Genomic DNA, 11,549 nt, shown 5'->3' on the forward strand with positions numbered 1-11,549 from the left:
TAGTTTAACTAAATAAATCTGCGCATGAAACATTTATTAGTATGTTTTTTCTTCCTGGCTACTGTGCAAATAGCACATGCCCAGTACTATAAAACAGATACGCTGACGCATAAAGGATTTGACCGCTCAAAGCTGATATTAGGAGGCTCTGTGGGATTGGTGTTTGGAGACTATACCAATGTAGATGTTTCACCTATGGTAGGTTATCGTTTTTCAGAATACATAGCTGCTGGTGTCAACGTGAATGCACAATACGGACAATTTACATCCAGGTATAACGGTAATATCACGCAGCGGGATAAATACACCATTTTCGGCGGTGGCGTGTGGGGCCGTGTATACCCTTTGCCAATGCTGTTTGTACATATCCAGCCGGAGTATAACTTTATCTCACAAAACTCTACTGTTTATAATACAAATGATCAGAAGCAAACATTCAAAAGCAATTATGGGGTGCCTAGTTTGTTGGTAGGTGCTGGTTATACACAGGGTGTAGGTGGCAGGGTAGGCATTGGTATCTCCATTCTGTATGATGTGATACAGGACAATCGTTCTCCTTATAACAATGGCCTGATATATAGGGCAGGTGTTGGTTTAGGTTTCTAAAACTTTTTTTCAACAAACATATTATTGCAGCCGGATCATTTGTACAACAGATGATCCGGCTTTCTTTTTTGGCGGCGGGTTTCCCGGAGCAATATTATCCGCATGTTAAATGTTTATAAATGCTAAACTTTATTTTACATAGTACATATCTTTGCGGATATTAATAATTCAGGAAAGATGGGAATAGCATTAGTTGTTTTTGACATTGCAGGTACTACCCTGCATGATGAGTCCAATGTGGCTAAAGTATTACAGCAAACCATTTCACTGGCGGGAGTTTCCGTAACGGTGGAGGAAGTAAATGAAGTAATGGGATATGCCAAGCCATATGCCATCCGTTACCTGTTACAGCAGAAACAGGATAGCCGTTACAGTGATGAGGCCTTTATCAGCCAGTTACATGAGCGTTTTGTAGCAGACATGAAAACGCATTATGCTACCCATCCGGCAGTACGCGAAAAAGAGGGCGTATCGGCAGTATTCGCTGCCTTAAAGGCAAAAGGCATCAAAGTGGCGCTGGACACAGGCTTTGATCGTGACATTACCAATGTTATCCTGGAAAGGGTAGGCTGGCAGAAGAACGGGTTAATAGATGCCGTAGCTACCAGCGACGAAGTACCTTATGGCCGTCCATATCCATATATGATATACCGTATTATGGAAGAACTGGAAATCCGCAGTATCCAATCAGTGGCTAAAACCGGCGATACTATTTCCGACCTGGAAGAAGGTACCAATGCGGGTTGTCGTTATGTGATCGGCGTTACTACCGGTGCATATACCCGTGAAGAGCTGGAGAAAGGTCCTCACACTCACCTGGTGGCCAGTTTAGACGAACTGTTGACTATTTTTTAATATTGAAGACTTGATCATAAGATGCAACAACAACAGGCAGATGTAGCGGTCATTGGAGCCGGCATTGTAGGTTTAGCCACGGCTTATCACCTGGCAGCCCAGGGAAAAAAAGTAGTTTTATTTGAGAGAAATAGTAAAGCCATTAGCGCATCTATCCGCAACTTTGGCCTGGTATGGCCTATTGGTCAAACCGCCGGAAAGATGTATCAGCGGGCAATGCGGAGCCGTGCTACGTGGAAAGAACTGGCGGCGGCTACCGGCTTGCAATGCCAGGAAACGGGGTCCATACACCTGGCTTATGCAAATGATGAACTGGCGGTACTGGAAGAATTTGCACAGGCTGCACCTGGCAACGGATACGACTGTACCCTGGTGACGCCATCACAGATAGGAAAGTATACATCTGCTATCAAAACTGATGGATTGAAAGGTGCCTTATGGAGCCCCACTGAAATGACGGTGAACCCACGCCAGGCCAGTGCTGCCATTGCAAAGCACCTGGAGGAGAAAATGAATGTTACCGTGCGTTTTGGAACTGCGGTAAATGGTATCAGCATGCCTTATATCGAAACCCGCGCGGAAAAATGGAAAGTGGAAGAGGTATTTGTATGCAGTGGTGCTGATTTTGAAACACTTTACCCCGCTGAGTTTGCAGCGGCTCCTTTGAAAAAATGTAAACTGCAGATGATGCGTACCATCCCGCAGCCAGGCAATTGGCAACTGGGACCTGCGCTGTGTGCAGGATTAACACTGGCGCATTATTCATCGTTTGATAGCTGCAAAACACTGGTGCCATTGAAAGAACGCTTCGCAGCGGAAATGCCGGAGTATGTGAAATGGGGTATCCACTTGCTCATTTCCCAGAATGGGGCAGGAGAGCTCACCATCGGGGATTCACATGAATATGGTCCGGATTTCGAACCTTTTGATAAAGCGTTTATCAATGACCTGATCCTGGAATATATGCATACCTTCCTGCAGGCGCCCACCTATACTATACAGGAACAGTGGCATGGCATTTATCCTAAACTCACCAATGGCCAAACGGACCTGGTGTTTTCACCGGAAAAGCATGTCACTATTGTAAATGGATTGGGCGGAGCCGGCATGACTTTATCATTCGGTTTAGCACAGGAAGTAACGGGTGCCTTGTAGTGGATGGCTGTCGATAAAATGCAGCAAAAAGCAGGACATCCTTTTCCACGGCCCTGCTGCATAGCAATCGATTTCTACTTTGCGTAATCTGGATAAATTTAAATTAGGTTATTGGGCAAATAATCGATAAATTAAATTCAGATTAAGCGTTATGAGAACACCTGTTGAATAAAACGATAGTAACATTCGAATCAATTTCAACAATATTTATTGCCAGCATTAGCAACGTTTCTGCAGCGATGTTTTTTTAAACATCGCTGCACGTTCATAACGTGTTAAATGTAAAGCAGGTTTCTTTATAGTTACCTGCTTTTTTTGTTTATAATGCGGTGTGCGTAAGCTAATTATTATATAAATTACATTGTTCTGTCTGCATGCAGATGGAAAGTGATTTATGGTATAATAAAAAGCAATCGCATGAACAGTAGTATAAAGAATTTGAAAGAAAGAGACTGGACGGAGACAAGAGCACATTCGAGCTGGCAGATATTCAAAATTATGGCGGAGTTTGTTGAAGGGTTTGAGAAGCTGGCAAAAATAGGACCCTGCATATCCATATTTGGCTCGGCCCGTACCAAACCGGGCAACCGCTATTATGACCTGGCCCAGGAAATAGCCACCAAGCTCGCAGACGAAGGATTTGGTATTATTACCGGTGGTGGCCCCGGAGTAATGGAAGCCGCTAATAAAGGAGCACAGGCCGCTCACGGAAAATCAGTGGGCGCTAACATTACCCTGCCACATGAGCAACACCCCAATGTATACATTGATCCCGAAAATAGCCTGAACTTCGATTACTTCTTTGTCCGCAAAGTAATGTTCACCAAATATTCCCAGGGTTTCGTGATGATGCCCGGAGGTTTTGGTACTATGGATGAATTTTTCGAAGTAGCTACCCTGATACAAACCAGGAAAATGGAAGAAACCCCTATGGTACTGGTTGGACGCGAATACTGGAGCGGCCTGCTGGAATGGATCCGCACTGTGATGATGGAGAAAGAAAGTAATATCAACCCACAGGACCTGGATCTCCTCCAATTATTTGATACCGCCGACGAAGTAGTAGAATACTTCCGTGTGTTTTATACCACCAATAAATTACGGCCAAACTTCTAGTGGAGCCGAAAGCATAAAGCACAAAGCAAAAAGCTATTGCAGCGAATCATCAAAGCGTATTAATATCCGCCATAGTCATTCGCTGCAATAGCTTTTTGCTTTGTGCTTTATGCTTTCAGCTTCAATAAATACAGGAAAACAACGTTTATGTATATATCAAAACGTGGTCTTCCCGGCTTTCCGCCTTCTGCTTACCGGTTTTTCCTTAGCTTTGCAGAAATTTTAATACATGGAGCTCATCCTGGCAGCAGCGGAAGCTTATTCAGAAAAATATACCAGTGCAGAAAGTGAATTGATGTATCGGTTGAACCGGGAAACACACCTGAAGGTGGAACTGCCGCATATGCTAAGTGGACAGGTGCAGGGAAGATTTTTGAGTATGGTGAGCCATATGATCCGCCCCCGGCGTATCCTGGAACTGGGTACATATACCGGGTATTCCGCAATTTGCCTGGCAGAAGGATTGACTGCCGATGGCATTTTGCATACTGTGGATATCAATGAAGAATTGGAAACCCTTTGCCATCAGTATTTTGAGGCAAGTGGTTATGCAGATAAAATAAAAATGCATATAGGCAAGGCTGCCGATGTCATTGAACAACTGGATGAAGTTTTTGACCTGGTTTTCATTGATGCCGACAAATCCGGCTATGAGCACTATTACGACCTGGTGTGGGACAAATTACGTCCCGGTGGTTTTATCCTGGCAGACAATGTACTCTATCACGGACAGGTGCTGGCACCTGAAAATGAACAGGGACGCCAGGCTAAAGCAATGATCAGTTTTTGTGAGAAGGTGTTGGCAGATGATCGCGCCGAACAGGTATTACTCACCATCCGCGATGGTGTCCTGATGATCAGGAAGAAATAACATGCCCATTAAATCCGAAAATACATGCAAGTAAGAAAATTCTTATTGGTAGTCAGTTTTCTTATTGGCTTCGTTTCCATGCTGCAGGGGCAAACCATGACCACCCCGCAGTATATTGCCACCTATAAAAACTTAGCCATTGAGGAAATGCGCCGCTCCGGCGTGCCTGCTGCCATTAAACTGGCACAGGGCATTATTGAAACACAGTCCGGCAACGGTACTTTGTGTTTACAATCTAATAACCACTTTGGTATTAAATGTAAAAATACCTGGACAGGAAAAACCATCAAATACGATGATGACGCTGCCCAGGAATGTTTCCGGGTATACGATAGTGCAAAAGATTCCTACCGCGATCACTCCGACTTTTTGCGTAACAATCCCCGTTATGCATTTTTGTTCCAGTTTGATGGAGATGATTATAAATCCTGGGCATTTGGCTTAAAACAAGCCGGATATGCTACCAATAAAACCTATCCGCAGCAGCTGATTAAAGTGATTGAGGACTATAACCTCCAGCAATACACGATGATCGCAATGGGAAAAGCACCTGCTTCTACTGTCGATCAAACAGAATATGCAGAAGTAACACCTAAGCGCGAAGAGAAAGCTCCTTCCGGGAAAAATCATCATAACAACAACTATAATAAACCAGTTGCCGGCAACTATCCCAAAGGGATATTTGAAATCAATGGCCGCAAAGCCGTTTATGTAAAAGCTGGTACCTCCCTGATCCAGGTGGCCGATCAGCGTAATATGCGCCTTCGGAAACTGGTACGCTTCAACGATCTCGAAAATGATAATCCGCCTGCAAAAGACATGATTATCTTCCTGCAAAAGAAAAGTAAACGTGGTAGTAAAGAGTTTCACCCGGTAGTGAATGGCGAAACCATGCACGACGTAGCCCAGGCAGAAGGAATCCAGCTCAGATGGCTGCGCCGCCGAAATAAAATGAATGAAGGGGAAGAGCCGGCCGCCGGACAACGTCTCACCCTGGACGGTTTCGCCAATAACGCTCCCCGCTTAGCTAAAAATACCCGCGTACTGAAGGAAGAAGACCAGGAACCACCGGAAGATTTTTCTCCACGCAAAGCGCTGGACGGTATCAAAGAAGAGGTAGCCAAAAATGCATCCGGCGCCTCCTCCGTACCGGACAACAGGCCGGCACAACCTACCCAGCAACCTAAAGGAGGTGTACCGGTAGCAATGATAGAAGACCTGAAAAAGGCAGGCGACGTAACTACCACAGGTACTGCCACCACACCAAAGGCCTCCATGCCACAGCCAACAACTGCGCCGGCTACTCCAAAGCCCGCACCGGCTCCGGCTCCGAAGGCAGGCACGCAGTATCACGATGTACAGCCAAAGGAAACGCTGTATGGTATTGCTAAAATGTACAACCGGTCAGTGACACAGTTACAGGAATGGAATAATTTGCAGGGCTTCGATATCAAAATCGGTCAGCGTCTGTTGGTAAATAAATAAGCAGCGATCTTTTTGCGCTTATAATTGTTAAATAAGGAAATGTAGATGTATTATGTCAGTAATTAAGGTGCATGACAAGCAGTTTCAGCCCTATATCCCTGCTACAGAATTGCAGCAACGTATTAAGGAAATGGCGGAACAAATTAATAAGGATCTGGAGGGAGAGCGCCCTTTGTTTATTGCCATATTGAATGGCTCTTTTATGTTTGCCGCAGATATGTTCAAGTACCTCACCATTGAGGCGGAAATATCCTTTATTAAACTGGCGTCTTACAAAGGCACCAAATCAACCGGTAATGTAGTACAGGCGATCGGGTTAGACGAAGACCTCTTTGGTCGTACTGTAGTAATCCTGGAAGATATTGTGGATACCGGTAAAACCCTGAGCCAGTTTCTTCCTCAGCTGGAACACCAACAGCCTAAGAAACTAATCGTGGCTTCCCTGCTGACCAAACCGGATGCAATGGTGCATCCTATCAAAATTGATTACCTGGGCTTTTCTGTACCGAATAAGTTCCTGTTGGGATATGGCCTCGACTATGATGGTTTGGGCCGCAATTTACCCGCTATTTATCAGCTGGTAGAGTAGACGTAACACAGAAAGATCACAAAGGAGTAAAGCCGCAATAGAGTCATTAGCACCCTTGCTGCTTTGCTCCTTTGTTGCTTTCTGCAGAAAAAAATAGTATCTTAATACATGCGGAAGTTCCTTTTACTCTTACTTTTCTGGGGTGGAGGGCTGCAAGCGCAAACAATCTGGGTATCGGGAGCGGTCGAAGACAGTATATCGCATCGCCCTGTTTCCGGCGTACAGGTGAAGGTGATAGACGACACAACCAATGTGGTCACAAACGCTTTCGGTCTTTTTAAAATTGTAATCCCCAGGGCAACTGCCACGTTATTGCTGACGCAAAACGGTTATCTGCCTAAAGAGATAACGGTAAGTAAGTACGATAGATTGTTAATAACGTTATCGCCTCTACGAAAAGATACAGATCCCATTGCACTCGCCAAGGCGCGGTCAAAAATGCTGCATAGCAGTAATCCCAATTACGGTAATACCAGTATGGGAATCCACTCTTTTTACAACGAAACCTACGGCACTACCTACGAAAATAAGTTTGTGCGTACCGAAAGCCATCCGTTGTCCACTTTTGCTATTGACGTTGACAGGGCGGCCTACAGCAACATTCGTCGTTTCCTGCGATTGAAGGAACCCGTACCGGTAGATGCTGTGCGGATTGAGGAAATGATTAACTATTTCCACTACGATTATCCGTTGCCGTTGCAAGGACAGGATATGGCGTTGTATAGTCATTATACCACCTGTCCCTGGGAGACCAGCCATCGGCTGTTGCAGATTGCCATCCGCGCCCGTGCATTGGAAACAGACAGCTTTCCCGCCAACAACCTGGTTTTCCTGATAGATGTTTCAGGCTCAATGGGTACCCCTAATAAATTACCTTTATTACAGGCAGCATTCCGCATATTGGTCAATAATCTCCGTCCTGCTGATAAAGTAGCCATTGTAGCCTATGCCGGTGAACCAGGCGTGCTGCTGCCTGCTACCGGAGGAGATCAGAAAGCCAAAATCCTGAATGCGATCGATAACCTCAATGCCGGAGGATCTACAGCCGGTGAAGCTGCTATAAAAATGGCCTATCGTATTGCAGTGGAGCAATATATCCCGGATGGCAACAACCGCGTTATATTGGCCACAGACGGCGATTTTAATGTAGGCCTTAGTAGTGATGAAGAAATGGAACAACTCATCCTCCAGCAAAAGGAAAGTGGTGTACTGCTCACCTGCCTTGGATTCGGGATGAAGAATTATAAAGATTCCAAACTGCAATCCCTTGCCAGTAAAGGGAATGGTAATTTTGCGTATATAGATGATCTGGAAGAAGCCAATAAAATATTTGCCCGTGAATTCGGCAGCACACTGTTTACCATTGCCCGTGATGTGCAATCGGAAGTTTGTTTTAATCCTGCCCTGGTAAAATCGTATAGACTTATTGGTTATGAGAATAAAGTGTTGCCCCCTGATACCACTATTAAAACGGAATACAGTGGAGGCATCATTGGCAGTGGGCATTGCTCCGTAGCTTTATATGAAATTGTACCCACAGCAACAGCCCTCCCGGCAGACACCATACTGGCTCACGTGAAAATCAGTTATCGCGCTCCGCAGGATACGGCTGTCAGGTACCTCTCTGGCGATATTCCGGCGGCATGGAAAAATTTTGACCAGGCTTCTGAAGATTGCCGTTTCGCTACAGCGGTAGCTTTATTGGGAATGGTGTTACGTAAATCCGCTTACTGTGGTAAGGGAGATACCGATATGGTGATGGAGATGGCCCGTAATGCCCTTGGTAAAGACGAGGGGCATTACAGGGAAGAGTTTTTGAAGATGGTGAAAATGGTACGTAAGGTAAAGCGCTAGCACTTTACTTGGTTAACCGGTAACATTTTCTAATCAGCTTCTGTTGAAAATCAAACGGGAGTGTTTGATTAGTGATATCCTTGATACTGGCGGCATTGATCTTTTCTGTATCCATCACAAACCGGCGGTAGTTATTACTGAAATATACTACACCATCTTTTTTCGTTGCCAGCAATACTTTATTGAGCATGTCGGCATGGTCCCGTTGTATGTCCAGGAAATCTTTCATGCGTTTGCTGTTGGAGAAAGTGGGAGGATCAATAATCACCAGGTCAAACGTATTCAGCTTCAAGGTATCCAGGTATTGCAATACATCGGCGTGCACGAAGGTATGTTTTGGACTATCGAAACCGTTGAGGCGCATATTTTCCTCCGCCCAGGCCAGGTAGGTTTTGGAGAGGTCTACAGATGTTACTTCTGCAGCACCGCCCGCAGCTGCATACACGGAAAATGATCCGGTATAGCAGAACAGGTTGAGTACTTTTTTATCTTTCACTTCGTTTCTTACCATACCCCGCGTAATGCGATGGTCGAGAAACAGACCTGTATCGAGGTAATCGGAGAGGTTTACTTTGAACTGGAGTCCTGCTTCGTGAGCCGTCATAATATGACTTTCCAGGCTAAGCTTTTCGTATTGGCTCTGCCGGTTTTCCTTGCGTTGCCGTTGTTTTACCCAGATTTTATTGGGGGCTACATCAAGTACTTTACTGATCAGTTCCAGGCAGGTATCCAGCCATTCTTCGTGGGCATCTTCTTCCATGCCGTGTCTGCGGTTGTATTCAGCAATGTACACGTGGTCTTCATATATTTCAATGCTGAATGGGAATTCAGGAATATCATCATCATATACCCGGTAGCAGGTAATATTTTGCCGTCTGGCCAGTTTGGAAATATGCCGGAATACTTTCGTCAACCGGTTTTCGAACATCTGCAGTTTTGAGTCCATCGTTTCTATTCTATGAAAGCTTGAAGCAAAAAGTGTAAAGCAAAAAGCTATTTTCGGGGATGATCCTGCCGGAGGTGATACTCTCCGGTCATCATCCGCGAAAATAGCTTTTTGCTTTATGCTTTCAGCTTTCCGCTCAACTAAAAATGTCTCTTACTTTCTCAAAAAATCCTTTTTCGGATTTTTCAGGATTAGGTTTAAAGTTATCGGAGGCTTGTAATTTATCGAGCATTGCTTTTTCTTCTGCGCTCACAGTTTGTGGTGTCCAAACATTCACATGAATCAGCTGGTCGCCTTTTTCATAGGAATTCACGGAAGGGAATCCTTTGCCTTTCAGGCGGAATATTTTACCACTTTGTGTACCGGCAGGAATTTTTATTTTGGCTTTACCGTCGATGGTAGGCACTTCCAGGGAGGTACCATATACTGCATCCGGGAAGGAGATGTGCAGATCATATGCTACGTTGAGGCCATCGCGTTGCAGTTCCGGATGTGGCTCTTCCTCGATGAGGATGAGCAGATCGCCGGGGGCGCCACCTCTTTCGCCTGCATTACCTTTTCCACTCATGCTCAGTTGCATGCCTTCCTGTACACCTGCTGGTATGTCGATGCTCACCATTTCTTCACCGTACATACGACCTTCCCCTTTACAGTGGCCGCATTTGCTGGTAATGATCTGGCCTTCACCATGACAGGTAGGGCAGGTAGTAACGGTTTGCATTTGTCCGAGGAAAGTTTGTGTTACTTTCCTTACCTGGCCGGATCCGCCACAGGTATTACAAGACTGGAATGCGTTTTTATCTTTAGCACCCAGGCCACCACAGTGTTGGCAGGGTACATATTTTTTTACTTTGATTTTTTTGTTGGCACCTTTTGCGATTTCTTCGTAGGTGAGACGGATTTTTACCCGGAGGTTAGAGCCACGGGTACCGCGTCCACGGCGATTTCCACCACCTCGTCCGCCACCGCCACCGAAGAAGCTGCCAAAAATATCATCGCTACCGAAAATATCACCGAAGTTGGAGAAGATGTCATCCATATTCATTCCGCCTCCGCCATATCCACCACCACGGTTGCCATTCATGCCGGCATGGCCAAAACGATCGTATTGAGCTCTTTTATCAGGATCACTCAATACTTCATAAGCTTCAGCTGCTTCTTTGAATTTATCTTCTGCCTCTTTGTTATTCGGGTTGCGGTCAGGGTGAAACTGCATGGCTACTTTACGGTAGGCCTTTTTAATTTCATCCTGGGAGGCAGATTTGGCAACAACCAATATTTCGTAATAATCTCTCTTGGTAGACATTATAATAATCACTTAATGCTGGTGCAAGGCACCAGCTTTTGTTCAGTAAAAAAATAGTTTTACGTCAGCTTAGCATAGGCAATCATTAGAAATTATGCCACATCGTCATTTTATTTGCCGACAATTACCTTAGCATGACGGATTAATTTGTCATTCAGGTAATAACCTGGCTGCAATACGTCTACTACCTGTCCAACCAGCTCTGGTGTGGGTGCAGGTATTTCAGTGATCGCTTCCTGTAAATCAGGATCAAATGGGGTATGGATACTCTCCATTGGCTTCAGTCCTTTCGCCTGCAGGGTATTCTTCAGTTTATTGAACACCAGCAGGGTTCCGTCTTTTACTGCGGCGAGATCTGTGGCTGTTTCCAGTTGTTTGGTAGCCCGCTCGCTATCGTCCAGCACATCCAGTAAGGATATAATAAGTTCTTTACTGGCTGTTTGCATCAGTTCAATACGTTCCCTGGCAGTTCTTTTACGATAGTTGTCAAATTCAGCCTGCAGTCTGAGGTATTTATCGCGTATTTCGTTTATTTCCTGTTCTTTCTTCTCCAGTTCTGTTACTTCATCTGACTCATTATTCGTATTTGAACTTTCGTTTATATTTTCTTCTGGCATGCCTTTTTCGTTTTCGCTACCAGCGTTAGCCTGTCCGTTTGTCTGCATGTCTTTTTCGTTTTCTGTCATAATAAGTAATAATTGTCTGCGGGGTTTACCAGTCAATTTCTTTGCCAACCGCGGTTTAGCGGACAAAAAGGCAGAATTGA

11 protein-coding genes are annotated in these 11,549 nt (G+C 45.0%); 8 read left to right on the top strand and 3 right to left on the bottom strand.

From position 1 onward, the window contains the following. Positions 1–24 precede the first annotated feature (24 nt). The 8 genes from J7623_RS18045 (at position 25) to J7623_RS18080 (ending at position 8,531) form a co-directional block, all read left to right on the top strand. Positions 25–606 (top strand): hypothetical protein, encoded by a 582-nt coding sequence (locus J7623_RS18045; RefSeq protein ID WP_291922902.1) that lies wholly within the window; start codon positions 25–27, stop codon positions 604–606. A 177-nt stretch (positions 607–783) separates the two neighbouring features. Continuing rightward, positions 784–1,461: a phosphonatase-like hydrolase gene (locus J7623_RS18050; RefSeq protein WP_291922904.1), complete on the top strand. Its 678-nt coding sequence runs from the start codon at positions 784–786 to the stop codon at positions 1,459–1,461. Positions 1,462–1,482: 21 nt separating this feature from the next. After that, the gene (locus tag J7623_RS18055; RefSeq protein ID WP_291922906.1) at positions 1,483–2,616 is read left to right on the top strand and encodes a TIGR03364 family FAD-dependent oxidoreductase; all 1,134 of its coding nucleotides are present in this window, start codon (positions 1,483–1,485) and stop codon (positions 2,614–2,616) included. Between the two features lie 417 nt (positions 2,617–3,033). Beyond that, positions 3,034–3,732, top strand: a complete 699-nt coding sequence (locus J7623_RS18060; protein ID WP_291922908.1) for a TIGR00730 family Rossman fold protein — start codon at positions 3,034–3,036, stop codon at positions 3,730–3,732. A 229-nt stretch (positions 3,733–3,961) separates the two neighbouring features. Beyond that, complete coding sequence (locus J7623_RS18065; protein WP_291922909.1) at positions 3,962–4,603, top strand: O-methyltransferase; 642 nt, start codon at positions 3,962–3,964, stop codon at positions 4,601–4,603. Positions 4,604–4,627: 24 nt separating this feature from the next. Beyond that, a complete protein-coding gene (locus tag J7623_RS18070; RefSeq protein ID WP_291922911.1) occupies positions 4,628–6,088 on the top strand; it encodes a glucosaminidase domain-containing protein in 1,461 nt (486 codons plus the stop codon). 52 nt (positions 6,089–6,140) lie between these two features. Beyond that, positions 6,141–6,677 carry a hypoxanthine phosphoribosyltransferase gene (hpt, locus tag J7623_RS18075; protein ID WP_291922914.1) on the top strand — a complete coding sequence of 179 codons (537 nt, stop codon included), beginning with the start codon at positions 6,141–6,143 and terminating at the stop codon, positions 6,675–6,677. Positions 6,678–6,785: 108 nt separating this feature from the next. After that, on the top strand, positions 6,786–8,531 hold the full coding sequence (locus J7623_RS18080) for a von Willebrand factor type A domain-containing protein (RefSeq protein ID WP_291922916.1): 1,746 nt from the start codon (positions 6,786–6,788) through the stop codon (positions 8,529–8,531). 4 nt (positions 8,532–8,535) lie between these two features. On the opposite strand, the gene J7623_RS18085 is transcribed toward J7623_RS18080, so the two are convergent. From J7623_RS18085 to J7623_RS18095, 3 genes are all read right to left on the bottom strand, one after another. Further along, entirely contained in the window at positions 8,536–9,477 is a 942-nt protein-coding gene (locus J7623_RS18085) for a class I SAM-dependent methyltransferase (RefSeq protein ID WP_291922918.1), read from the bottom strand. Between the two features lie 136 nt (positions 9,478–9,613). Continuing rightward, positions 9,614–10,783, bottom strand: a complete 1,170-nt coding sequence (gene dnaJ, locus J7623_RS18090; RefSeq protein ID WP_291922920.1) for a molecular chaperone DnaJ — start codon at positions 10,781–10,783, stop codon at positions 9,614–9,616. A gap of 110 nt (positions 10,784–10,893) precedes the next feature. Then, complete coding sequence (locus J7623_RS18095; protein WP_291922922.1) at positions 10,894–11,469, bottom strand: nucleotide exchange factor GrpE; 576 nt, start codon at positions 11,467–11,469, stop codon at positions 10,894–10,896. Positions 11,470–11,549 lie beyond the last annotated feature (80 nt).

The organism is Chitinophaga sp. (assembly GCF_017745275.1).
GTDB lineage: Bacteria > Bacteroidota > Bacteroidia > Chitinophagales > Chitinophagaceae > Chitinophaga.

Coding starts and splice junctions, on each gene's coding strand:
- J7623_RS18045 (WP_291922902.1), top strand. CDS start 25: ATGAAACATTTATTAGTATGTTTTTTCTTCCTGGCTACTGTGCAAATA.
- J7623_RS18050 (WP_291922904.1), top strand. CDS start 784: ATGGGAATAGCATTAGTTGTTTTTGACATTGCAGGTACTACCCTGCAT.
- J7623_RS18055 (WP_291922906.1), top strand. CDS start 1,483: ATGCAACAACAACAGGCAGATGTAGCGGTCATTGGAGCCGGCATTGTA.
- J7623_RS18060 (WP_291922908.1), top strand. CDS start 3,034: ATGAACAGTAGTATAAAGAATTTGAAAGAAAGAGACTGGACGGAGACA.
- J7623_RS18065 (WP_291922909.1), top strand. CDS start 3,962: ATGGAGCTCATCCTGGCAGCAGCGGAAGCTTATTCAGAAAAATATACC.
- J7623_RS18070 (WP_291922911.1), top strand. CDS start 4,628: ATGCAAGTAAGAAAATTCTTATTGGTAGTCAGTTTTCTTATTGGCTTC.
- hpt (WP_291922914.1), top strand. CDS start 6,141: ATGTCAGTAATTAAGGTGCATGACAAGCAGTTTCAGCCCTATATCCCT.
- J7623_RS18080 (WP_291922916.1), top strand. CDS start 6,786: ATGCGGAAGTTCCTTTTACTCTTACTTTTCTGGGGTGGAGGGCTGCAA.
- J7623_RS18085 (WP_291922918.1), bottom strand. CDS start 9,477: ATGGACTCAAAACTGCAGATGTTCGAAAACCGGTTGACGAAAGTATTC.
- dnaJ (WP_291922920.1), bottom strand. CDS start 10,783: ATGTCTACCAAGAGAGATTATTACGAAATATTGGTTGTTGCCAAATCT.
- J7623_RS18095 (WP_291922922.1), bottom strand. CDS start 11,469: ATGACAGAAAACGAAAAAGACATGCAGACAAACGGACAGGCTAACGCT.